This window comes from Campylobacter sp. US33a, assembly GCF_004378855.1.
Lineage (GTDB): Bacteria > Campylobacterota > Campylobacteria > Campylobacterales > Campylobacteraceae > Campylobacter_D.
The window spans coordinates 33605-57916 of sequence record NZ_RYYL01000009.1; the positions used below are offsets into that span (position 1 = coordinate 33605).

Below are 24312 nucleotides of genomic sequence, written 5' to 3' on the forward strand. Positions count from 1 at the left end.
AATATATAACAAAGTAGATTAAAAAATAAAATTTTATTTCAACGAATTTTTATTATGTCTTAAATTTACACACTTAACTTAAAAATTACTTAATTAAATAAATTTGCTGGCAATTCAAAAATATTTTTTATCAAATTTAAAGGTGTTTTTAAGGTCTCTGTTAAAATTTGAGTGTGAAATTCCGGATTATCAATTTGTCCATCAACCTTTACCGTTGTTGAAATTTCTCTGTTTTTACCTAAAACAATTTGATTAATAATAGGAACTTTAGAAATAGCTTCAGATGTTGATTTAAGGGTTTTTAATTGCAAGTCAATATTTAAAACATTACTTTTTAAATTAATCACCCCAGTACCTAAAATATCAATACTATCTCCATCTAAATTTAAACCTTCCAAAGTTAAAATATCACCTTTTCTATTAAATACAACTGCACCTTTTTCTACATTTAAACCCTTCTCGTTAAAAGTGGGTGTTTTAAAAAGCAATAAACTCGGAATTGTGTCCAAAAAACTTACCAATTGATTTTGAAACTTCAGGCCTGTAAAATGAGTATTTTTAATCCAAATCTTACCCTTATATTCTTTCGAACTTTTACCTTCTATTAAAAAATTAAAAACTCCATTTTCAACCACCGTTCTTCCAAAAAAATTATTTAAAACTTCATCGCTAATATTAGAAATTTTTAAAATCATTTTTTCAGAATTAAATTCAAGATCAAAGTCACTTTGTTTATAATTTGCTACAACTTTTACATGATCATTTAAAAGATTTGCTTTAAGATTATCAAAACTTAAGGTTTTATTAAAATCTTGCAAAAACAAAGCACTATTTTGCGCATTTATGTAAGTAGGTTTGCTGACAATATGTGTGGTAATTTTTTCACTGTCTGAATTTTTATAGGCTAATTTTAAATTTTTTATAAAAATATGATTAACATCATCATTTAAATCAGCACTTACTAATTCACTTTGGGTTCTAATTTTTATACCACTAGAATTTTTACTTATAAAAAAACTATCTTTAACATAAGGCTTATCATTGGCATAAAATTCGCTGTCAAATATACCATTTTTCACTACCATTTCAAAATTATCAAAATCCTTAGTATAAAAAGTAATATCTTCAGTATTTTGAAATTTAAATTTTTGCAATAATTCCGAATAAGGTTCAAATTTTTTAAATGAATGCACCCTTAAAAATAAACCGTCGCTTAAATTCATATCCAAACCCCATTCTGAAGAGCTTAACCTTTTTTCACCTTCAAAATCAAATACAAATTGCATATTCTCATTTTTCATATCAAGTAGCATTGGTAAAGAAAGTTTGCTTAAATTTAAATCAAAAATCCCCTGCTTTTGAAAAAAATTTATACTAGCATTAAGTTCTGCTTTTAAAAAATCACTTTCCATATTTGGCACTATTATACTGGCTTTTTCATCTTTTAAAATGACTTTTGCTGCACTGACATTAAGATCAAACAAATCAAGCTTTGCATCCTGCATATCAAATTCACCCAAATAATACACAGAATTTTGTGCTTGAAAAGGAATTTTTAAAATCAAATCACTTTTTAACTTTCCACTTAATTGATTAAAAGGTAAATCAATATCATAAAGTTTTAAAATTTTATTAACATTTTTATCTAATAAAAGCTGGGAAGATTTTATATGAAGAAAAATGCCTATTTTGTCACTTTGCATAATATCATATAAATACACCTTGCTTTGAGAAATATCATATTGATTAAATGCAGCTTCTTTAAAATTGAAATCTAATTTTTGCTTGCTCAAATTCATATCAAGATGAGGAATTTTAATCGCATCTATATTATCATCGAGCTTTACTAAAACATTTTTTGCATAACCAAAAGCTTTAATTTCATCATAATAATAATTATTATGTGCCAAATCTGCAAACCCACTAAAATAATCAAAATGATAAAAATCGCCCTTCACTTTTTTGCCAACCCATTCAAGTAAATGAGAATCTAGATTATATTTTTGATTGATTTTCAATAAAACCTTTTCTATATCATAAATATTAATATCTTCTAGTTTATAGGCCAATTGATTTTTTTTATAAGAAAACGAAGCATTAAAATCTACTTCAGGAGCGGTAACTTTACCACTAAAAAAATAAAATTCACTATTGGTATTAATAGAAATATTTCCATCAACACTAGCATTATAATCTTTTACTTTCATTTTTATAATATTAGCATTTATTTCATTTTCAGTTCTTTGTAAATTCAATTTTAAAAATAAAGTAGGATTGTTGATAAAAAACTCATTATTTTTAAATAGAAACTGAAATTCTTGTCCCTTGATATTCAAATTTTCAATATTAATTTCTTGAGTGAAAAAATAAAGATATTTTAAACCTTTGCTGATATCAAAAATTTCTCTTGCCATGCTTTGACTCTGGATTGAGCTTGCGTTATCATCTTCTTTAAAACTAATTTTTTTTGCTCTTACAATTAATTTTTTATCTATTTTAATATATAATTGCTCAAGTTTTAAAAAATCGAAATTCAAGCTTGATATAGAAATACCAAATTTTAAAATCACAAAAAGGATAAAAAACACAATGAAAATAAGTCCAAAAACGCGTGCAATTTTTTTTATCATTTCAAATTTCTTTCTTATTTTAATCCTTGCAATTTTTTATTATTTACTTTTGCCTATAAAAAGCAATAGTGTTGTTTACATACCGCAAGGTTCAGTAGGACAAATTATAACCTATTTAAATAACAATCACTACAATATGAGCAAAATTGACAAATATATTTTATTTCTCCTAGGCCACCCTCAATCTGGCTGGATCAATATAGGCACAAAACCTCTTAATAAAGTCGAATTTTTACACAAACTTACTGTTGCTAAAGCCGCACTTGAAAGCATTACTTTAATACCAGGCGAAACAACAATCATTTTTTTAGAACAACTTGCAAATCAGCTAAATTTAAATAAAGAAAAATTACTCGCAGAGTACAAAAAACAAGCCGAATTTGAAGAGGGTATGCTTTATCCAGAAACTTACAAAATTCCAAAAGGAATTACAGAGCCTTTATTGATTTATTTTTTACTAAAACATTCAGAAAATACTTATAAAAAAATCGCCATGCATTATCTTACCTTGGATGATCTTAAAAGTAGAAAATGGCGTGAGATTATCATTGCAGCATCTGTCGTGCAAAAAGAAGCGGCAAATAATGATGAAATGCAGATGGTTGCCAGTGTGATTTATAACCGTTTAAGAAAAGGAATGAAACTTCAAATGGATGGGACGCTAAATTATGGAATTTACTCCCATACTAAAGTAACACCTGAGAGAATAAGACAAGACAACAGTTATTATAATACTTACAAATTTGAAGGTTTTCCCAAAGAAGCAGTCTGCAATGTATCAATAAACGCCATTCGTGCTGTAATTTTTGAAAAAAGATTTTTCGATAAAAATAAAAAAGGCTCAAGTGATTATTTATATTTTATGAGAGATAAACAGAGCGGAAAACATATTTTCAGTACAAATTTAAATGATCACAATAAAGCTATTGATTTGCAAAAAGGCAAATGATTTTTAAAATTTGGAATAATAATTGCTTATATCTTTAAAATTAAAAAAAAGGAGTTTCAAATGATAAGCCCATTTAAATCAAAAGAGCTTGTAGCTAGTGCTTTGGCGGGAAGAAATTTAAGAAACCAACTTATAAATTCAAACCTTGCAAATGTTGATACCCCTTTTTACAAAGCAAAAGATATAGAATTTGAAACCGCTTTGGTTAATCGTGCAAATGAAATTTTTAAAAAAAATGACAACAAAGAATTACAATTAGCTATAACCGAAGAAGGACATCAAAAACCTTGGAAATTCCCAGATCCTAACAAATCAACCATTTATTTAAGAGATGGGCATTTAGCAAGAAATGATGCAAATACTGTAGATTTGGATGTTGAAACCACAGAAATGAGTAAAAATACAATTATGATTACTGCTCTTGATGGGGTTCTAAGAAGACAAAGTAATATTTTCAGTTCTATACTTGATGCAAGTTCTAAATTAAGTTAAAGGTAAATTATGGCATACTTAAGCGATTTTGATATTAGCGGATATGGTTTAAGTGCTCAACGCTTTAGAATGAATGTAATTAGCTCCAATATAGCTAATGCAAACACAACCAGAACAGCAGAAGGCGGACCTTATAGAAGACGCGAAGTGATCTTTAAAGCAACAGATTTTGATAAGCTTTTAAATGAGCAAATCAGCAAAGATAATAATTTTTTAAAATATGAAAATCCTTTAAACGATCCAAGTTCACTTAAAGATGGCAAGCCTGCAATTCAAAGCGTTGTAGTGGATAAAGTAGTAAGAGATGATAAAGATTTTCGCATGAAATATGAGCCAAATCATCCTGATGCAAATGCACAAGGTTATGTTGCTTATCCAAATATAAATCCTGTCATTGAAATGGCCGATTTAATAGAAGCAACAAGAGCTTATCAAGCTAATGTCAGTGCTTTTACAAGTGCAAAAACTATTGCACAAAGTGCGATTGATTTATTAAAAGGATAAAAAATAAATGAATAGTATAGATAAAATAGGAACACTAAATACAAATCAGAGCCAAGAAAATAAGCAAAATAATAACATAGGCGATGAATTTTCTAAATTACTTAAAAATGAAATAGAAGATTTAGATAAAACACAAAAAACAGCAGAAGCTGCGATGACTGATATTGCTACAGGGGAAGTAAAAGATTTACATCAAGCAGCTATTGCTATTACAAAAGCCGAAAGTAGCATGAAATTTATGCTAGAAGTTAGAAATAAAGCTATTAATGCTTATAAAGAAATCACAAGAACACAAATTTAATCGTACCATAAAACGATGCAAGAAAACAACAAAAATAGAAAAACAAAAGTTGCTTTTGCCTTTTGTATGGCATCGTTTTTTATGCTACTTTTTCTCAGTTCTGCCTTTTTTCTTACCTCAAAAAGACACATTCCTAATACAGAAAAAGACCAATACACCACTGCTTTAAGAGGCAATATTATCACAAAGGATAATTTTACAATTTCAACTTCAAGACAAGTTTATCGTGCAGAAATTGATTTAAGAAGCATGAATCCTGAAAAATTTGAACTTTTTCTAAAGCTTTTTGAAATTTATAGCGGCGCAGATAAAGCGCAAATGCAAGATATTAAAAAAAGACTTAAAAGCAAAAAGAAAAACTATAATTTTATTTTGATACAAAATTTAGATTCCAAGCATGCAAGCTATCTTAAAGAACTTTCAAAAAAACTTTATGTTCAAGGTTTTTTTAAAGCCTTTACTAATAGCAATGGCAAAGTAGAAACTAGGGGTTTAAATGTTGTAGAACACAAAGAAGATCGAATTTATATGTCTTTGGACTCACTCACCCCAACTATTGGTTACACAAGAGTTGTTTTAGATGAGCAAAATAATATTTTAAAAAATATTGGTGTAAAAGGCTTAGAAAAATATTACGATGAATGCCTTATGCCTTTACAAGATGAAAAAATTCAAGGCTTAAAAGATATAGGCGGAAATATTATCTTAAATTTAGATTCAGTAGAAAAAAAACGAATTGATGGTTGTGATTTATATATTAACATATCTCTAAAATTACAAAAAACCATTGAAAAACTCATAGATCGAAGAAATTTAGACCTTAAAGCTAATGAAATTGTAGTTGGGGTGATGGAAAGCAAAAGTGGTAAAATTTTAGCCCTTGCAAGCACAAGAAGATATAATCCTGCAAACCGCGGAGAAGACTTATCTGTTTTAAATGCTAGTGCCATTGAATACAGCTACGAAGCGGGTTCTGTTATAAAACCTTTTATATTTACCACAGCTTTAAGATTAGACAAATTAAAACCAGATGAAATCATCAATACTCACGGCGGTAAATACAAACTGGGTCGCTACACCATAACAGACACTCATAAATCTGATAAAATGAGTATTGAAGAAGTCATTACTTACTCATCAAATATCGGTATGATAGAAATTGCAAAGCGTTTGAGTAATTTAGAAATTATTTCAGGGCTTAAAATTTTTAGATTTGGAGAAAAAAGTGGCATTGATCTTCCTTATGAACAAAAGGGAGAATTGCCAAATCCTAATAGATTAAGAGAGATAGAAAAAGCCGTTTTAAGCTATGGTTATGGACTTAAAACGACTTTTATACAACTGCTAGCTGCCTATAATGTTTTTAATAATAATGGTTATTATACCTCTCCACGCATTGGAGATAAAATTTATCAAAATGGTAGATTTATAATGCTTAATGAAGAAAATGCCGAGCAAGAAAGAATTCTTTCTGCTAGTGGAGCTAAAAAAATGCAAGAAATTTTAATCGCCGTAATTGAAAAAGGCACAGGAAAAAAAGTGTTAACCCAAGGTTTAACCATAGGTGGAAAAACAGGGACAGCAAGAATTGCTGAAAGACAAGGGTATACTTCTAATCGTTACAATGCTTCATTTTTTGGCTTTGCTAATGATAAAAACAACGCTTACACCATAGGAGTTTTAGTGCGAAATCCTACCAAGCCTTATAGCTATTATGCTGCACAAAGTGCTTTACCTATTTTTAAGGATGTAGTAGATATTTTACTCTCCCAAGATTTATTAAAACTTGATATTAATGCAACAGTTCAATAACTCTCTTCTAACCGTTTTAAAAGCTCACCATCACTTGCAAAATCAAAAAATTTAAATTCATTTCCATGTTGCATCACTCCATCAAGCAAATCTCCACTCAAACGATTTTTAAGATCAAGTTCTGCAATTTCAAAACCATCTAAAGTATTTGCAAATTCCCTCAAGCGACTTGGAATTTCTTTAAGTTTAGTATAAAGATAACAAGTGCTTTTAAGCCCCACTCTTCCAACGCGTCCTCTAAGCTGATGTAAAGTTGCAAGTCCTAAGCGTTCAGCTCCAACAATGACAATGGTGCTAAGTCTAGGAAGTGAAATTCCTACCTCTACAACCGTGGTGCTTAGCAAAATATTTCCCTCATCGCGAAATTGTTCTAAAATTTTATCCTTATTTTTATCCTTTCCATGCGTTACAAAAACTTTCTCATAATGACTTTCCCAATACCCCCTTGCTTGTTCTAAAGAAAGATAAGGAATTTTATCACTTGAATTTACCAAAGGATAAATAATGATAACTTGATGATTTTTAGCAATTTCATCTTTGATTTTTTCACTGAGTTTTGCAAAAGCTTCATTTTGTATGCAAAGGGTTGTAATATCTTTTTTAAAAGGCATTTCTTTAATGAACGAAAAATTAAGCAAGTGCGATTGTATCATACTTAGTGTTCTTGGAATGGGAGTTGCGGAAAATTGTATAAAATGAGGACTTAAGCCATTATTTTTTGCCATATCATTAATTTTTTGTCTTTGATTTGAACCAAAACGGTGCTGCTCATCAATCATCACAAGCACAGCATTATGACTTTGAAAATGAATGAGTGCATGAGTTCCTATAATCAAATTTGCTTTTTTGATTTTCTCATCTAAATCTTTTTCTTTTTTACCGCCTTTAATGAATAAAATATCCATGAAATCAGGCAAAAACTTCTTTGCTTCATCGTAAAGTTGTTGTGCGAGTATGCTAGTTGGAGCCATTAAAATTGCTTGTTTAGGATACACCATCAAAGCAGCCCCAAGCAAAACCAAAGTCTTACCACACCCCACATCTCCCATAATTACGCGTCTCTTTGCTTCTTTAGATTGTAAATCTTTTTTAATATCCAAAAGAGCATTTTGCTGATCTTTTGTTAGCTTAAAAGGCAAATTTAAAATCCAGTCATTAATATCATAAATTTTTAACTCATAACTTGGAAAAACCTGTTTTTTAGCCTTAAGCCTTCTTAGAAAATTAGAAATTTCAATATATTTTAAATCTTGAATTATTTTGCTTAAATTTTGATACAAAAAATAGCATTTTTCGTCATTGCTATGCAAATTTAATAATAGATTAATATATTTTTGCTCTAAATGATTTTCTTTTAAATTTTCTTCATTAACATAAGTTTGTATGAGCTTAGAAATACTCTCATCTTTTATGCCTTGTATATTGTATTTGGGGATAAATCCACCTGCTTTTTTAAGAATTTTGGGATTTACAAACTGCCAAGTTCTGCCAAATAAAGTCATTTTAGCGTGAAAAATATAGCAACCATGAGGCTTAAAAATTTTAATATGCCATTTACTGGGATGAAAAAAAACAAAATTTGCCACCAAATTCCAATTTTTACATTTACAAGTTCCAAAAAATTTATTGTTTTGATAAGCAGAAGTTAAAATTTCCACCTCTTCAACGCAAAAATCTTCTTTTGGAGCAGATGAGAAATTTAAATTTTCTATTTTTTTAGGTAAAAACAAAGCCAAATCAACACAATTTTTTAAACCTAATTTTTTAAAAAGCTCCCAATCTTTTTGACTAAGCTTCATTTACCACACTTGCAAAGCAAAGATTTAAAAGCTCTCTGTGCTTTTTGATATAAGAATTTAATTCTTGGAGTTCTACTTTTTCTATAAGTTTTAATTCTTGCTTAAAAAAGCCAAATTCTAAACCTTGATAATACTCACTATATGCCATAGATAAACGCTTGCTTAAACTTTCATAACGCAAAGGCGTTGAACCTATGAGAAAATTTTTAGCTTGGATTAATTCTTCTTCACTCACACCTTCATTTAAGAAATTTTCAAATACTTCTTTAACTATCTTTTTAGCTTCTTTAGCACTTTCATTTTTGGTTTGCAAATAACCAAAAATCCTAGAAAAAGACGCATTCATATCAAGCATAGCATAAGCAGAATACGCAAGTCCTCTTTTAACGCGAATTTCTTCCATTATCCTTGATCCAAAACCACCCTGCCCTAAAATAAACAAAGCAATCTTTGCTAAATGCAAATCCCTATCACCAAATTTCGCAAAAAATGGCGTTGCAAAATAAATATAAGCTTGCTCGCTTTCTTTTTTTATCAAAAGCTCATCTTTTATTTTTTTGCAAAACCCATATTGTTTTTGAGAATTTTTACTGCCTTTTTCAAATTTTGACAATAAATCATTTAAAAGCATGTGAGATTTTTCTTCGCTTAAATTTCCGCCCAAAATTACTACAAGATTACTTAAATTTATATTTTTCTTATAAAAATTTTCTAAATTTTTTAAAGAAAGTTCTTTGATACTTTTTTCATCGCCATCATTTGGAGTTTGAAATTCTTCATTTTCAAAGACACTCTTATTAAGCAAATTTTTAGCTAAATAATCAAAATCACTATTTTTACTCGCAAGTTCTCCTAAAGCATTGATTTTTAATTTTTCTAAAATTTTTTCTTCAAATCTAGGATTTAAAAGCAAATTTTGCAAATGTTTTAGGGCGAATTCAAAGTGCTCTCTTAAACAAGTCAAACTAAGCTCTAAGCTTTCAAAACCACTACTTGCTTCTAAATTTATGGCTTTAAATTCTAATTCTTTAAAAAAATTATCATCAACGCCTTCATTTAAAACTCGTGAAAACATTTTTGCAAGTCCCGCAATCTCATCATAACTTCTTCCGCAATTTCTAAAAACAAGCCTTAAAATCACAATAGGAAAATCATTATTTTCTTCAAAGATAAAAGGAATTTTTACTCCATTAATTTCTAAATTATGCATTAAAACCTTTCTAAAATTTCATAAGCAGTATTGCGTTTCGCTGGGTTTTCACCCAAACTTCTAATAAGCCTTATCATTTCATCTTGATTCATTCTATAACTCGCACCTGCTGCACTTACGACATTTTCTTCCATCATAGTTGAACCTAAATCATTGGCTCCAAATTTTAAAGCAAGCTGTCCTATGAGTGAGCCCTGCGTTACCCACGAGCTTTGCAAATTTTTAAAATTATCCAAATAAAGTCTTGCTAAAGCCAAAAGTCTTAAATATTTATTTGAACTTTGCTTCATAATTTCTGGGTATTTTTTGATTAAAGCTGTATTATCACTTTGAAAACTCCATAATATAAAAGCCCTAAAGCCACCTGTTTCATCTTGCAAATTTCTTAAATGCTCAAAATGATCAATAATTTCTTCATCACTCTCAACCGTCCCAAACATCATGGTTGCAGTGCTTTTCATGCCGATTTTATGTGCTGATCTATGCACTTCAAGCCAAGTGGCCGTGTCGCATTTATTAGGCGCAATAATATCTCTTACACGGTCGCTTAAAACTTCAGCACCTGCGCCAGGTATGGAAAATAAACCCTTAGCTTGAAGTCTTTGTAAAACTTCGGTAATAGAAATTTTAGAAGCCTTTGCAATATAAGCGATTTCAACCGCAGAAAAACCATGTACGGTGATATTTGGATAATGCTCTTTTATCCAAGCTACAAGTTCTTCATACCATTCTATTTTTAGTTTTGGATGCACGCCACCTTGAAATAAAATTTGCGTACCCCCAATAGCCTCAAGTTCTTCTATTTTTTTGCCTATTTCTTCAAAGCTTAAAATATAAGCATCATCTTCTTTATGGTGACGATAAAAAGCACAAAAAGAGCAATCAATACAACAAACATTAGTATAATTTATATTTCTATCTACTACAAAAGTAGTGATTTTTTCAGGATGAAGTTCTATTTTTTTTTGATAAGCCATTTCTCCAAGCTCAGCCAAACTTGCATTGTGAAGCAAATCTAGAGCTTCTTGTTTATTAAGTCTTGACAAAGTTAATCCTTTATTTGTATTACAAAAAACTAAATTATAGCATTTATAAACATAAATTTATGCTATAGTTTCACCCATGAATTATCTTGATTTATTAAAAAATAATAAAAATATTAGAATTTTAGCTTCGGTTCAGTTTATAGTGTATTTTGGTGCTTGGTTTTCACAAACGGGCGTTTTTACGCTTTTAGTTAATCTAAATGCTCCCACTTGGGCTACTTCAATCAGTGCTAGTTTGGCATTTTTACCAGGAATTTTACTTGCCCCAATCAACGGGGTTATAGTCGAAAAAAATAAGCCTAAAAAACTCTTGTTAAGCATGATAAGCATAGAGCTTTTTTCTATATTTTTTCTCATTTTTGTGACCAATCTTAATATGCTTTGGCTTTTATTTATACTCATTTTTACAAGGCTTTGCGTGGCTTCAATTTATTTTCAAGCAGAAATGAGCTTGCTTGCTAAAATTTTAACCCCACAAGAGTTAAAACTCGCCAATGAAATGCATAGTGTTATTTGGGCGATCTCTTATACAGCAGGGATGGCAAGTGCTGGCGTTTTCATTAATTTTTTTGGCACAAAAACGGCATTTTTATTTGATTGTTTTCTTATTAGTATTGGAATTTTATTTTTGCTAAGACTTAGTATTCCAGAATTTGAGCAAAAAATTCAAAACAACTTTCTTACTATGATTAAAGAGGGTTTTTTGTATGTTTTAAAAAACAAAGCTATTTTCCATCTTATTTTACTCCACGGTTTTATAGGGCTTACGGCTTACGAAACCTTAGTTACTCTTTTAGCTCAACACCCCTATAAAGAGGTTTTATCTGCGGCTTTGGTGATTGGTTTTTTAAATGCGGTGCGTGCTTGTTCTTTAGCTTTGGGTCCTATTATCTTAAGTAAAATTATTAATCATAATAATCTAAGTTATATTTATCTTGGACAAGGATTAGGAATTTTACTTTGGGCTGTGACTCAATTTAATTTCTATATTTCCTTTATAGGACTTTTGGCAGCAGGTTTTTGCACCTCCTCGCTTTGGTCTTATACTTACACTGCAATACAAAATCAATGCGATAAAAAGTATTATGGACGCGTTATTGCTTATACGGATATGGTTTTTCTTGGTTTTAGTGCAGGATTTTCGCTTTTAACAGGACTTTTATATGATTTAGGTATGAGCTTAAATTTCATCACTGCCTTACTAGGCGTGGTGTTTATTTTTGTGGCTTTTTATTGGCATTTTGTGAATAAAAAATATTTATAAGGGCTTTTTATTGATTTATATCAACAAAAGCCTTTTTGATTATTGCAAACTCACATCTTCACCTTTTAAGACTTGATTCATAGTATTCATCGCACACATTTTTCCACACATAGAACATGAATTCAAATCATCAGGACGACGCTCGTTAAACATTTTTTTGGCCTTTTCTCCATCTATGGCAAGCTTAAACATTTTTTCCCAATCAATATCCTGCCTAGCCTTGCTCATCTCATCATCTCTTGCCCTTTCTTTAGGGAGCTTAGCTATATCTCCTGCATGCGCCGCAATTTTGGTTGCCACTATACCATCTCTTACATCATCTAAATTTGGAAGTCTTAAGTGCTCAGCAGGTGTTACATAGCAAAGTATATCAGCGCCACTTGCAGCTGCCACTGCCCCACCAATCGCCCCGCTAATATGATCATACCCCGCACCAATATCAGTTACTAAAGGTCCCAAAACATAAAAAGGCGCACCTTTACAAAGGCGTTTTTCAAGCTGCATATTTGCTTCAATCTCATTTATAGCCATATGCCCAGGGCCTTCTATCATCACTTGTACCCCAGCCTTCCATGCTCTTTGAGTTAACAAAGATAATTCTATAAGCTCAGAAATTTGAGCCGCATCGCTTGCATCATGCGTAGATCCTGGACGCAAAGCATCGCCTAAAGACAATGTTACATCGTATTTTAAACAAATTTCAAGCAAATCATCATAGTATTCAAAAAAAGGATTTTCCGCCTCTTTCATCGCCATCCACGCATAAAGCACAGATCCGCCTCTTGAAACGATATTTGTAAGCCTTTTACTTTCTTTAAAAACTCTCGCAGCACGCGAATTTATGCCCGCATGTATAGTCATAAAATCCACCCCGCTTTTTGCATGATGATAGACCACATCTAAAAAATCTTTTGCACTAATTTGTTTTAAATCTTTTTCCAAAAATCCTACCGCATCATAAACAGGCACTGTTCCTATCATCGCTTTTGAAATGCTTATTAACTCATCTCTAAAACGGCTTGTCTTGCCATAATTGCTCAAATCCATAATGGCTTCGATGCCAAATTTATGAGCCAAATCGACCTTTTTTAATTCCTCACTATAATCAACACAATCATTTGAAACACCTAAATTCACATTTACCTTCGTGCGAAGTCCAAGTCCTATGCCGTTTGGATCAAGGCTTTTATGATTGATATTTGCAGGGATGATGATTTTTCCACAAGCAATATTTTCAAGTAAAAATTCCTCGCTTACTTGCTCTTTTTGTGCAACAATTTGCATTTCTTTGGTAAAAATGCCTTCTTTGGCGTAAATCATTTGAGTTTTCATATTTATCCTTTAAAAAATTTGGATAAATGAAGGGTGCAAGTTAAATTTAGAAAGTATAAATTTAAAAAGTATAAATCTTCCCGCCGCTAGCATTATCTAGTTCCGGTTCGGTCTAAGCTTTTAGCTTACTCTCAGCCTGTCTCACAAGCTCCCGTCATTTATGTGTTAAAATTATACTTTAACTTTCTTAATTTTTTTTGCTTAAGAAATTATTTTCACTCATAGCAATGCTCTTTAGTTACCGCTTTGCCTTTTTTGTTTATTAAACTAAAATTTTTATTTTGAGCTATCATTATACATTTGCCAGCGTATCCTAAAAATTCATCATAAAAATAAGGCAAGATTGGCTTACCTTTTTTATCTATAAAATACCATCCCTTGTTTGATTTAAAAGCTATAATGCCTAAAATTTCACTATATTCTCCTAAATTTTCATTAAATTTACTTACTATTTTATTACTAGCAGAACCATTACTATCTTTTAATTCTTGCGTTGAAAAGTGTAATAATTCTTCATTTTTAAATATTTTTGCATTCTTATCTATAAAATTCCATTTTCCATTTTTCTTTATATTAAGTAGAGAATTTTTATAAATATTACCCACTTCATCAAATTCATCAACCAATTTTCCTTCATAATCAATCAAATTGAATTTATCATGGTTTTGAACTATTATAAATTTGTCATCAAAAAAATCAGTAATTTTAGACTCATCATATATCTTATCAAATTGTGCTTTTGTGAGCTGGTTTGCTTTTTTATCAATTAAACTCCATTTTTCTTGAAATTTTCCTACTATAAAATTATTTGAAAGACACTTAATATCATCAAATTTAATCTTGCTTATAAAAACACCATTTTCTAAACTGACAAAATTCCATTTTAAATTTGATGCTTCGCGCAACTTCAAGCCTGTTTTACAATTTGCAAAATAATTAAATTTAAGTTTTGACAATAGCTTCCCTTTGGTATCAATAAGCCAAAATTCATCTTCATTTTCACCATCTAAATCGCCTTCAAAATAATTAGCATAAGCTATTATAAGATTGTACTCAATCCAGCTTGTATCCAGTTTTGTAAATTGAGCTGGTTTAATGGGAATATTTGCATTTTTATCCATTAAACCCATTTTTCCATCTTTTTCTATAGTAAAAAAATCTTGTCTGTTAAAATTATTTCCAATAGGCTTTACATCGTCAAATTGTGGCGAGATAAACATCTTGGCTTTTTGGTTGATAAGCCCCCATTTGTAATCATTCTTTTCATCGAATCTAGCCGCTATAATTTCATCGCTTAAATACATCACATCGATAAATTGTGGTTTGATGATGAAATTTTTATCATCATTACTATAAACAAAACCATAATAGACAAATCCATGCTTATCGATCGCTTCGCGTGCAAACAAATATCTTTTTTCAAGAAGCGATTTTAGATATTTACAAGCTTGCCTATCTTTTAAATCACAAGCTTTTTGATACATTGTTTTTGCTTTTTCAAACCTAAGTTGTAAAATATCTGCAAGCTCATACTCATAGATAATGCCCAAAGACACACAAGCGCTAGAGTTATTATTTTCGCAAGATTTTTTTAAAGAATCAATACTTTTATAATCAAAAGTGTCGGCGGAAAAATAAAATGTAACCATAGAAAAATAAAATGATACTTTTTGGTTGCATTTTATCTTTCCATAAAACTTAAACTTAAAATGTAATTATATTATTTCTTTTACTTTGTTTTTCCAAAAATCAACAAATTTTCTATCAATTTTAGGATTTGCCTCAGCTTCTTTTATTAAATCATTTATACAATCAATTCTTTTTTGCTTGGATTTAATGGTTTTTAATTTCCCAGCTTCTTCATAATACTTAATGCATTGATTTTCAAAAAGATTTACATCATAATTATCTTTTAAAAGCTGAATTGTATTGATAATCAAACCATAGGCTTTGGGATATTTTTCTCGTATTTTTTGTTCTATTTCCAATACAAGTTCTCTTCTGCTTTCTGCAGTATCTTTATTTTTTGACTTTAAGATTATATTAACGCTTTCTTCTATGATTTGGACATATCTTATTGCTTCTGCACACTCATCTTGATTGTTTAAAAATAAATTATGTAAAAATGCGCCTTGTTTATCCATAGGAAGACTTTTGTATTCTTCATATATTTCTTTATAGGAGTTTTCTATTTTTTCCAAGTCCTTTTTTCGCTCTTTTTCTTTTTCAAAATTTTCATTTATTTTTTGCATTCTTTGTTTGTGTGCTTCATCAATTTTCTGTATTTTTTGCTTATGCTCTTCGTTGATTTTTTGCATTTCTTGCTTATATTCATTCCAAATTTCTTTTAGTGGCTTATTTGGTGTTCCTTTTATTTTTCTATATAAATAATTACATAAGAGAAAAATATAAATAATTGCTAATATTGATAATATTGCATTCAATTTAAATCCTTTAAACTATATAATAGAACGCAAAACCTTACCCTGTATAATAATTTCAACTTGTGAGTCTTTTAAGTCCAAACTATAGCTTTTATAATCCTTATTTACACTAATAATATCTAAAACTTTACTTATTGGATCTAATTGCAAAAGTTTAACCATTAATTGGTTATCAAAATTTAAAATATACAATCCATCTCCTTGATATTCATGCGTTTCTTCAAAAACAACCCAGCTATCAGGTAAAAGCATTGGAACCATAGAATAACCATCAACTTTAATAGCTTTCACATTTTTAGGCGTCGTTTTAAAAAAGGCTTTGCTAAGCTCAAGCATTTCTCCTGTTTCATACTCTTCAAGCCCAATTAGCTCATTGCCACCACCAGCGGAAGCTGAAATGTTAAGTTTTGGTATTGAATAAAAATTAGCATCTCGCTTATTATTGTTAATATTATACTCATTTTTATTAGTATTGTTGATAAAATATTCATATGGTAAATTACTATCTTGAGAAATTTTATACACATACTTTTCGGGAATTTTTCCTCTTTTCTCCCAACCAGCTATAAGGCTATTCTCTATTTTTAAATATTTTGCCAACTGATTTTTATTTTTTACCCCTACTGCTTCAAACATTTTTTGCAATATATCTAAGACTTCCATATAATCGTAACCTTAACAAAAAATACTATAAAAAATTAGTTTTTTACTTGACTTATACTAACTTTTAATAGTATAATACTTCAATTATTTTTGAAATTTTATCACAATCGAAAATAAACTTCAATTAAAATTGAATTATTAAGGAAAAAATATGATTAAAACATATTTTAAAAACAATGCTATCAATGTAAAAGCCTTTGCTAGAACTCACAATATTAGTTACGATATTTTACACAGAGTTATCAAAGGCGAAATTACAGGAGAAAGAAATACTAAGGGTAGCACAAAAGCCGTATTTGAAAAACTCTTGGAGCTTGGCATTATTAACGAGCTTCCGCAAGGGTTAAAATAAATGTATTTCCTAGAAACCAAAGAAGCCGCACAAGCTTTTAATGTAAGTACAGGGGCTTTAAGACTTGCAGTAAGCAGAAACTCAAATAAATATGAGTGGCTAAAAGTGGATAACGCTAATGGTGGTAGAGGTGGCAAAAAACTACTATTTAAAATAAGCAAAGATGAGCTTTTAACTGCATTTAACCAAGAATTAATCAGTAAAAATACTTTAATTTATGATGAAAAAATGCAAGAAGTTAAATTGAGCGAAATTATAAGTGAAAATAATACAAATTGTATTCTTAAAGAGAAAAATTTAAATTTAACAGAGCCAAAAATAAATAATGATTTGGCTGTTTTAAATTTAAAATTTGAAAATTTAAGCGATGAAATTAAAAACAATGCTAGAGAAAAGCTTAAGGCTTTAAAGCAAGTGGAAAAATATATTGAAGGTGGCTTAAAGCAAAAAAGAGCTTTGGAATTATGCGGTATTTCTAAAATAGAAATTTTTAGAATTCGCAAAGCATATAAAGAAAATGGCATTCTAGGTCTTATCGACACTCGCGGACTTCATCGCAAAGATAAAACTAAGCTTAGCGCTTGGATGCAAGAATACGCTTTAAGAGAATACCGCACTTTTGGGGCAGGCGGTTTTAATTTTACCGAGCTTTGGTGGCAAATCCATAAAGAAGCAGCTATTAAAGAAAATTATGATTTTATAGGTTTTGATTTGGGAAAGGTAAAGCCACTCTTTAGTGTAAAAACCTTACAAAACTTCATTAAAAATTATTACAAAGATAAACCTTTAGAGTATTGCATTATCACTCAAGGACTTGATCGTGCAAAAAGCAAGTTTCTCCCCGCCCTTGGCAATCAAAGAGAGCTTTACGATATGAAAAACATGTGTTGGCAAATCGATAGCTCTCCAGCTGATATTATAGTAAGAGATGATGAAACACTAGAGCCTTTCCGCCCACACATCTTAAGTGTCGTTGATGTCTTTAGTGGTATGGGAGTGGCCACTTTAGTAGGAAAGTCAAATTCTTTAAGCCTAACTAGACTTTTATGGAAAGCCATAGATAAATTTGGTAAGCCTGATATGATTAAGGGTGATAATGGTAAAGATTATCTTTCAAAAGATTTTCAAAGCTTACTTGATGCCCTTAATATAAGCTATGATGCAGCTATTGCTTATGCAGGAGAACAAAAGGCTTTAGTTGAAAGGCGTTTTGGGACGCTTCAACACGCAAAGATTTCTCAGCTTCATGGATATATTGGAAAAAATCTTTCTCAAAGAGAAATGATAGAGCAAAAAACTCCTAAAAAAGAAAGAAAAGCCAAAGATGAATACGGCTTTGCTAAAAAGACTAATCAAAAATTACTTCACACCTTCAGCGAAGCTTGCGAGTTTTTAGAAGCTGAAGTGATTAAATGGAATATGAGTAAAGTTCGCCGTAAAAAAGGCGTTAAAACTCCACTTGAGCTTTGGAACTCATGTGATAGAGCTATTGTAAAAATAACTTATGAAGAGTTTTTATTTAACGCAGGAAATAAAGAGCTTAGAGTTGTTAGTAAAAAAGGCATTAACTTTGAAGGTAGGGTTTATAAAAGTGCCTTAATGCCAAGTGTGGGCACAAGGGTTAAGTGTGTGCAAAACATTGACAATATAAAAGAACTTTTTATCTATGATTTAAATGGCACTTTTCTTTGCTTAGCTCTTGATGAAAGCATTGCTAAACTTAGCAAAGAGAGCTTTAAAATGCTTAAAAAAGGCTATGAAAGCGAAGTTAAAGCCATTAAAGAAGTGCTTAAAAAAGATGAAATTGCCGCCTTTACCAAGCTTAATATCAAGCAAGACTTACAAGATTTACAAAGTGCTTTTGAAAACTCACTTATAAAAGCTAAAGAAGTGCATCAAAAATCCCTTGCAAAAGAAACCTTAAAAACACAAAGAGAGCTTGAATACATTAAAAACAATGCTAATGCAGATGAGCTTATTTTAAATTCTAAAAAAGAAATAAATAATGATGAAAGTGAGTTTGATATGGAAGCCTTTGTCGAAAAGAAATATTTTGCTGGTTAAAAGCTGTTTAAAGCTTGATTAAATCAAGTTTTAAAGAGTTTTTAAAAAACTCTAAAACAAAGATGCCTCCCCACTTTAGTGGGACGGGGGCTTTAGGTGGATGCAAGGAGCAAAGCTCCTGCTCACAAAGCGGAATTTACTTCCGCTGTGAAGTTAAGAGAAAGGAAATAGAAGATGGAATTAGTAGAACTTACTAAAAAGTTTTTAAGCACCCAAAACATCTCTCAAAACAATCTCTCTGATCGTTTGGGTATCAATAAAAGCTATATGGTGGGCTATATGAAAGAAGGTAGTAGCTATAAATACGCTTCAAAGGTAGAACCTTTGCTTGAAAAATACATTAAAAGCTTTGTGGAAGAAAAAAGCGTCAAAGAACTTCAAACCCCTTTCATTGCCACTAAAGATGCAAAGGCGATTAATGTAACCATTGAAAGTGCCATGAGCAATAGAGAAATGGGAGTAATCATTGGCGAAGCTGGAACTGGAAAAAGCAGAGCCATTAAAGAATATGCCGCTAAAAATGGCACAAGAGTGGTGCTTTTTGAAGCTACAACTGAAACAAGCAAAAGAATGCTTTTGGTAGGACTTGAGAATAAACTCAATGTGTGTTTTAAAGGCTCTTTGGATGATAAAATCAGAGGCATTGCTGCTGAGTTAGCAAGAACTTCAAAGGTTTTAATCATTGATGAGAGTGAGCACTTACCATTTCGTGCTTTGGAGTGCTTAAGACGCATATATGATTTTTCAAATACAGCTTTAATCTTAGTAGGCACTAGAAAACTTAAAAACAATCTTACAGGCATTGGCAGAAATGATTACAACGAGTATGGACAACTAAGCTCTAGAATTGGTGCAAAATGGGAATTAAAAGGACTTTGCTATCAAAATAAAGAAGGCTTAAAAGATGAAGACTTAAAAACGCTTTGTAAGCACTTCGATGTGGAAGATAAAAAGGCAATCGATTTGGTTTTTAACCTTGCTCGTGGCAATTTTAGAAAAAGCGAAAAACTTTTAAAAAGAGCCCTTGAATTTGCAGATACAAAAGCAGTAGAGCTTAAGCACATAGAAGCAGCTGCTTCATTTTTAATGTTAGGCTAATTATGACTTTCGAAGAGATAGCTAAAGAACTTAAACTCTCAAGAGCTAGAGTTTTGCAGATTTATAAAGGTGCAATTAATAAACTATCGCACCCTAGAAACAAAGATAAATGGCAAGCTATCTTTGAAACACTTGAAACTATCAAACAAGAAAGAATACAAAGAGAGAATTTAACACAAGGAGAAAGAAAATGATTAAAGGCACTAAAGCAGATTATAGCAGAAGTCTTTTTGAATTAAGAGGCACTGGAATTTATCGCATTGATAGAGGAGAAGGAGAATTTGTGGATGTTTTAAAAGGAGTTTTTCCTGATTATATTGTAAGAAAAATCATTCGTTTTCATTTGCGTAGAAAGCTTAACAAAAGTGCTTAAATAAGGCACTTTAATTAAGTTTTTTAAACTTAAATTTTTACAAAGGAGAATAAATGGCTTTAGTTTATGTGGCTAGCCCCTATGCAGGTTTGGCTGTAAGAGAAAATCAAAGAAAAGTACAGGCGATTAGCATAGCCCAGCAAGAATGCTTGAAAATTATGCGTGAATGTGCTGATTTTACACCAATTTCACCCATACTTCAATTTAGCTATTTGGATGAAGAAAAACACAGAGAAATTGCTTTAAAAATGGGCAGAAAGCTTTTAAAAGCTTGTGAATATATTTATGTTAGCACCCACAAAGATGCAAAACACTCAAAGGGCATACAAGAAGAATTAGCATTGGCTAAAAGACTTGGTATTAAAGAATTAGTTTTGGAGTTGCCCTTATAAAGGCTTAAGGATAGTTAGAAAAAGAGCCAAACACGCAATGCTTTTAAGGTATGGTGTGGTTCTTTGGGATTATCAAATTAATAAATTTAATTTAAAAGGAGAATAAATGCAAATAAATAATTTAGAAGATGTAAATTTAGCACTTAAAAAAGTAGCTGAACTGACTGTAAAAATGGAAAAGATTAATGGAGAAGTAACCTTAGCTTGTAATGAAATTAAAGAAAGTCGTGCAGGAGAGATTAAGGTTTTAAGCGATGAGCTTAAATACATGGAGCAATGCATTACAACCTTTTGCGAGAATAACAAACACGAGTTTGCAGAAAAAAGAAGCAAAGAATTTACCTTTGGTAAGATTGGCTATCGCCTAAGCAAAAGTGTATCTTTACCACGCGTAAAAGAAAAATTAGAAAACCTTGTAAAAGCCCTTAAAAGCTATGGACTTAATGATTGCATCACCTATAAAGAAGAACTTAATAAAGATGCTATTGTGGAGCTTGAAGATAGCACCTTAGTAAAGCTTGGGCTTAAAAGAGTTGTGAAAGATAATTTTAGAATAGAGCCAAAGATTGAAAGCTTGGAGATTGAAAAATGAGAGAGCTTTCTTTAGTAGCTTTAAAATTTCTAAATAGTGTTTTTAATGCAAAAACCGCTCATTTTAATGGCTTTTTAGAGCTTGATTTTAAAAATAAGTCTAAGCTAAAAAAGCAAAGATTTAAAAGAAAAAAGAAAATGTCTTCAAAGCAAAAAATCAGATTTAAAAAAAGAAAAATTTAACAAGTCCGCTAAGGCGGATTTGATTAAGTTTTTAAAACTTAGATTAAAACAAAAGGAGATGGAAAATGTATGTAAATGCAAGTATAGATGCGTGTGATTTGGAAGATTTTAGCGTAGATGATGTAGTTTATCTTTATGAAGAACTAGATACAGAAGAGCAAGAATTGTTTTTAAACAAAATTGGTAAAAATAAAAGCATTATTAATAAAATAAAGGATTTGTTTTTTCTATTAAATAATGATGAAGCTTTATCACTTTTAAAAGAATTAAACGAGAGTTTTAAAAGTGATAAAGAATGGCAAGAAACTATAAAAAGCATAAATGGAGATGAGAGATGAAGCTAAGAGATTTTGATTTTAGGGTTTGGGACGAAGGAATAAAAGGATATGTTAAAAATCAAGCAATAGCTATTATAGATAATAGAGTATTGGCAGGGAGTATGCATATTGGACAAATAGGTGAGTTTGAGTTTATGAGCGAAAATTATGACGATGAAATTGAAATAGAACTTTTTACTGGGCTTTATGATAAAAATGGTAAAAAAGCATATGAAAATGATATTGTTAAGGCTAAAAATCCATTCAATTATTTAGAAGCAAAAATTAGCATTCATAAAGAAGGGACTTTTTATCTTGAGAATAAAAGTGGACATTACATAGGTTCTTTAATTTATTTAGTTGAAGATGAAGGATATACCATTGAAATCATCGGTAATATCCACGAAAACCCTGAACTTTTGAAATGTTAAAAAATATTAAAAATTTTAACATAAAAATGAAATATGTTAAAAAAAGCCAAAAAATTTAACAAAACTCACTAATTAGTGGGTTTGATTAAGTTTTAGCAAGGAAAAATAAAATGAATTTGGATTTTTTAAATGAGTTTAAATTAAAAAATAAAGATTTAAACGAGAAATTAGAGTTTTTAATCCCTGATTTTTTAGTTAAAAAAGCAATAACTATCATTTATGCAAATGGTGGAAGTGGAAAAAGTTATTTAAGTGCTGCCATTTCAAAAGCACTTTGTGAAGATGCAAGGATTAAAAGCGTTATTTATATCGATATGGACAATCCTTTAAATGTTTTAAATGAGAGAGGTTTTGGCGAACTTATTTTAAATGAAAGCAAATTCACTTATATTCATAGATCAAGCTTAAAAACTTCAGCTTATGAGCTTTTAGAAATGATTGAGAGTAAAGGCGTGGCGGGAAGCTATGAAGGGGTTTTATTTGTTCTTGATTCTTTGCGTAATTTTGCAGATATTGATAATGATGCAAAAATGATGTCTTTGATGTCTTTGCTGATGAATTTAAGAGAATGTGGAGCAACTATTATGGCTTTACACCATTCCACAAAAGATGGCAGAGCTTTTAAAGGCTCAAATCATATTAGAAATTCAAGTGATTGTATGTATTTTTTACAAAAAGTGGCTAACTTAGAACAAGGTTTTGAAGTATTGCTTAGCGTTCAAAAAGAAAGAGCAGGAATTAAAGATCAAGCCTTTTTTATCAATACAAAAACTCTAAGCATTAAAAACACCGACTTACAAAACGCTAAAATCAGTGATAAAGAAGAAGTTTTTATAGATAAGGTTTTAAAGCTTTTAGGAGAAAAAAGCTTAAGCACAAGCGAGATTTTATCAGCACTTGAGGTAAGTAGGAGTGATAATTTTTCAAGGAATACTTTAGAGAAATTTAAAGGCGTTTTTTGGGAAAGTGAGCTTGGCGGAGAGAATGGTCGCACTTTTGTTTGGAAAAGTTTAAAAGCTGACAATAAAGACAGTAACGACAAGGAATTAGGCTCGTTTGATTAAAAATTTAACAAAGCTCGTTTTTAATGGGCTTGATTAAGTTTTTAAAAAGGATAGGTTGTGAAATTCAATACTTTTAAACCTTTTCATGATGAAGGGATATTTTTTGTAAAATTAAGAGCTTATCAAGCCTTACAAAATATGGCTAGAAAAAGTTTAGAAAGATTTTTAATAGAAAAGTTTTTAAAACAAGCTGTTTTAAGAAATAAGCTTTTAATCTTTTATTTTACAAACAATACTGCCTTAATGGAATTTAATGCTAAAAAAGAATGGATAAAGGCTGAATTAAGAGTGATTTATAAGCAAAATTTTGAACTTTTTTATAAGAATTATGCGCTTATTTTTAAAGACATAAAAGCGGAGCTTGTTGTTTTAAAAAACAAGCAAGAGAAAGAAGTTTTAAGAAAAGACGGCTTTGTTGAAAAAAGCACAGGAAATTTTCGTATCCACGATAATGTTTTAAAAGAAAAATTTTTAAAACTTCAAATCGCTATAAAAAATAGTGCTAAAGGAAAATAAAATGCAAAAACTTAGAACTCATCTTATTAAAATCATTCACACTTTAAGAAAAGATGCTAATTTAAGTGATGATGAAAGCTATCGCTGGGTGTTAAGTGAGAGATATGGCAAAACTTCAAGCAAAGATTTAAACATTGATGAGCTTAGAGATTTTGCTATCACTTTAGGTTATGAAGAAAGTTTTTTAAGCAAAAAAGGGCATAAAAAAGCAAGATATTTCAAAAAAGAAAACGCTAAAAGTGGAAGAGCTACTCAAAAACAGCTTAATATGATACAAGCCATTTGGAGCAAAAATGCCAAAAATCCTACACAATGGGCTTTAAGAGAATTTATTAATAATATCATTAAAAAGCGACCTTTGTATCTTTGGTATTTAGACACAGAAGAAGCCAATAAAATTATTTTAGGGCTTAAAAACTTAGAAAACAACAGCACACATTCAGCCAAACGAAGCTAATCTTGTCTTTGTAAAAAAACAAAAGGAG

27 protein-coding genes and 1 riboswitch are annotated in these 24312 nt (G+C 30.3%); of the genes, 19 read left to right on the top strand and 8 right to left on the bottom strand.

The features are described from left to right. Window positions 1-89: 89 nt before the first annotated feature. Window positions 90-2630: an AsmA-like C-terminal domain-containing protein gene (locus ELQ16_RS07725; protein WP_134238978.1), complete on the bottom strand. Its 2541-nt coding sequence runs from the start codon at window positions 2628-2630 to the stop codon at window positions 90-92. Here ELQ16_RS07725 and mltG point away from each other — a divergent pair. The 5 genes from mltG to ELQ16_RS07750 are packed head-to-tail and all read left to right on the top strand — an operon-like array spanning window position 2590 to window position 6688. Further along, a complete protein-coding gene (gene mltG / locus ELQ16_RS07730) occupies window positions 2590-3579 on the top strand; it encodes an endolytic transglycosylase MltG (protein ID WP_134238979.1) in 990 nt (329 codons plus the stop codon). The genes ELQ16_RS07725 and mltG overlap by 41 nt on opposite strands. Window positions 3580-3639: 60 nt before the next feature. Beyond that, window positions 3640-4071, top strand: coding sequence for a flagellar basal body rod protein FlgB (gene flgB, locus ELQ16_RS07735; RefSeq protein ID WP_134238980.1), 432 nt, complete (start codon window positions 3640-3642; stop codon window positions 4069-4071). Between the two features lie 9 nt (window positions 4072-4080). Next, window positions 4081-4575 carry a flagellar basal body rod protein FlgC gene (flgC, locus tag ELQ16_RS07740; protein ID WP_134238981.1) on the top strand — a complete coding sequence of 165 codons (495 nt, stop codon included), beginning with the start codon at window positions 4081-4083 and terminating at the stop codon, window positions 4573-4575. Between the two features lie 7 nt (window positions 4576-4582). Beyond that, window positions 4583-4876, top strand: a complete 294-nt coding sequence (fliE, locus tag ELQ16_RS07745) for a flagellar hook-basal body complex protein FliE (RefSeq protein WP_134238982.1) — start codon at window positions 4583-4585, stop codon at window positions 4874-4876. A 15-nt stretch (window positions 4877-4891) separates the two neighbouring features. Then, window positions 4892-6688 (top strand): penicillin-binding protein 2, encoded by a 1797-nt coding sequence (locus ELQ16_RS07750; RefSeq protein WP_134238983.1) that lies wholly within the window; start codon window positions 4892-4894, stop codon window positions 6686-6688. Here ELQ16_RS07750 and recG read toward each other — a convergent pair. From recG to ELQ16_RS07765, 3 genes are read right to left on the bottom strand one after another with little or no spacing between them, the layout of a single operon-like run. Continuing rightward, a complete protein-coding gene (recG, locus tag ELQ16_RS07755) occupies window positions 6682-8487 on the bottom strand; it encodes an ATP-dependent DNA helicase RecG (protein ID WP_134238984.1) in 1806 nt (601 codons plus the stop codon). The two genes, ELQ16_RS07750 and recG, sit on opposite strands and share 7 nt — an antisense overlap. Further along, window positions 8477-9697 carry a pitrilysin family protein gene (locus ELQ16_RS07760; protein WP_134238985.1) on the bottom strand — a complete coding sequence of 407 codons (1221 nt, stop codon included), beginning with the start codon at window positions 9695-9697 and terminating at the stop codon, window positions 8477-8479. The genes recG and ELQ16_RS07760 overlap by 11 nt, the downstream gene beginning before the upstream one ends. Further along, the gene (locus ELQ16_RS07765; RefSeq protein ID WP_134238986.1) at window positions 9697-10743 is read right to left on the bottom strand and encodes a dehypoxanthine futalosine cyclase; all 1047 of its coding nucleotides are present in this window, start codon (window positions 10741-10743) and stop codon (window positions 9697-9699) included. The genes ELQ16_RS07760 and ELQ16_RS07765 overlap by 1 nt, the downstream gene beginning before the upstream one ends. 76 nt (window positions 10744-10819) lie before the next feature. On the opposite strand from ELQ16_RS07765, the gene ELQ16_RS07770 reads away from it, so the two are divergent. After that, window positions 10820-12007, top strand: a complete 1188-nt coding sequence (locus ELQ16_RS07770; RefSeq protein ID WP_134238987.1) for an MFS transporter — start codon at window positions 10820-10822, stop codon at window positions 12005-12007. 39 nt (window positions 12008-12046) lie between these two features. Here ELQ16_RS07770 and thiC read toward each other — a convergent pair whose 3' ends face one another. The 4 genes from thiC to ELQ16_RS07790 all read right to left on the bottom strand — a co-directional run bounded on the left by thiC (window position 12047) and on the right by ELQ16_RS07790 (window position 16446). Continuing rightward, on the bottom strand, window positions 12047-13339 hold the full coding sequence (gene thiC / locus ELQ16_RS07775) for a phosphomethylpyrimidine synthase ThiC (protein WP_134238988.1): 1293 nt from the start codon (window positions 13337-13339) through the stop codon (window positions 12047-12049). 60 nt (window positions 13340-13399) lie between these two features. Further along, window positions 13400-13504, bottom strand: a riboswitch (TPP riboswitch). A 50-nt stretch (window positions 13505-13554) separates the two neighbouring features. After that, window positions 13555-14988, bottom strand: coding sequence for a WG repeat-containing protein (locus tag ELQ16_RS07780; protein WP_134238989.1), 1434 nt, complete (start codon window positions 14986-14988; stop codon window positions 13555-13557). Window positions 14989-15054: 66 nt separating this feature from the next. Next, a complete protein-coding gene (locus tag ELQ16_RS07785) occupies window positions 15055-15783 on the bottom strand; it encodes a hypothetical protein (protein ID WP_134238990.1) in 729 nt (242 codons plus the stop codon). Window positions 15784-15798: 15 nt separating this feature from the next. Then, window positions 15799-16446 (bottom strand): S24 family peptidase, encoded by a 648-nt coding sequence (locus ELQ16_RS07790; RefSeq protein WP_134238991.1) that lies wholly within the window; start codon window positions 16444-16446, stop codon window positions 15799-15801. Between the two features lie 151 nt (window positions 16447-16597). Between ELQ16_RS07790 and ELQ16_RS07795 the strand changes: the two genes are divergently transcribed. From ELQ16_RS07795 to ELQ16_RS07855, 13 genes are all read left to right on the top strand, one after another. Then, the gene (locus ELQ16_RS07795) at window positions 16598-16798 is read left to right on the top strand and encodes a hypothetical protein (RefSeq protein ID WP_134238992.1); all 201 of its coding nucleotides are present in this window, start codon (window positions 16598-16600) and stop codon (window positions 16796-16798) included. Then, window positions 16799-18862 (top strand): DDE-type integrase/transposase/recombinase, encoded by a 2064-nt coding sequence (locus tag ELQ16_RS07800; RefSeq protein WP_134238993.1) that lies wholly within the window; start codon window positions 16799-16801, stop codon window positions 18860-18862. It abuts the gene before it with no gap. Window positions 18863-19036: 174 nt separating this feature from the next. Beyond that, window positions 19037-19960, top strand: coding sequence for an AAA family ATPase (locus ELQ16_RS07805; RefSeq protein WP_134238994.1), 924 nt, complete (start codon window positions 19037-19039; stop codon window positions 19958-19960). Between the two features lie 2 nt (window positions 19961-19962). Beyond that, complete coding sequence (locus ELQ16_RS07810) at window positions 19963-20154, top strand: sigma factor-like helix-turn-helix DNA-binding protein (RefSeq protein ID WP_134238995.1); 192 nt, start codon at window positions 19963-19965, stop codon at window positions 20152-20154. Next, window positions 20151-20333, top strand: a complete 183-nt coding sequence (locus tag ELQ16_RS07815) for a hypothetical protein (RefSeq protein WP_134238996.1) — start codon at window positions 20151-20153, stop codon at window positions 20331-20333. The genes ELQ16_RS07810 and ELQ16_RS07815 overlap by 4 nt, the downstream gene beginning before the upstream one ends. Before the next feature lie 53 nt (window positions 20334-20386). Beyond that, window positions 20387-20725, top strand: coding sequence for a DUF4406 domain-containing protein (locus ELQ16_RS07820; protein ID WP_134238997.1), 339 nt, complete (start codon window positions 20387-20389; stop codon window positions 20723-20725). 106 nt (window positions 20726-20831) lie between these two features. Continuing rightward, complete coding sequence (locus ELQ16_RS07825) at window positions 20832-21317, top strand: host-nuclease inhibitor Gam family protein (protein WP_134238998.1); 486 nt, start codon at window positions 20832-20834, stop codon at window positions 21315-21317. Then, window positions 21314-21499 carry a hypothetical protein gene (locus ELQ16_RS07830; RefSeq protein ID WP_134238999.1) on the top strand — a complete coding sequence of 62 codons (186 nt, stop codon included), beginning with the start codon at window positions 21314-21316 and terminating at the stop codon, window positions 21497-21499. Before ELQ16_RS07825 ends, ELQ16_RS07830 begins: the two co-directional genes overlap by 4 nt. Before the next feature lie 65 nt (window positions 21500-21564). Beyond that, the gene (locus ELQ16_RS07835; protein ID WP_134239000.1) at window positions 21565-21837 is read left to right on the top strand and encodes a hypothetical protein; all 273 of its coding nucleotides are present in this window, start codon (window positions 21565-21567) and stop codon (window positions 21835-21837) included. Beyond that, the gene (locus ELQ16_RS07840; RefSeq protein WP_134239001.1) at window positions 21834-22247 is read left to right on the top strand and encodes a YopX family protein; all 414 of its coding nucleotides are present in this window, start codon (window positions 21834-21836) and stop codon (window positions 22245-22247) included. Before ELQ16_RS07835 ends, ELQ16_RS07840 begins: the two co-directional genes overlap by 4 nt. 110 nt (window positions 22248-22357) lie before the next feature. Next, window positions 22358-23311 (top strand): AAA family ATPase, encoded by a 954-nt coding sequence (locus ELQ16_RS07845; RefSeq protein ID WP_134239002.1) that lies wholly within the window; start codon window positions 22358-22360, stop codon window positions 23309-23311. Window positions 23312-23368: 57 nt separating this feature from the next. Beyond that, a complete protein-coding gene (locus tag ELQ16_RS07850) occupies window positions 23369-23827 on the top strand; it encodes a hypothetical protein (protein ID WP_134239003.1) in 459 nt (152 codons plus the stop codon). Window position 23828: 1 nt separating this feature from the next. Continuing rightward, the gene (locus tag ELQ16_RS07855; RefSeq protein ID WP_134239004.1) at window positions 23829-24284 is read left to right on the top strand and encodes a regulatory protein GemA; all 456 of its coding nucleotides are present in this window, start codon (window positions 23829-23831) and stop codon (window positions 24282-24284) included. Window positions 24285-24312: the final 28 nt, after the last annotated feature.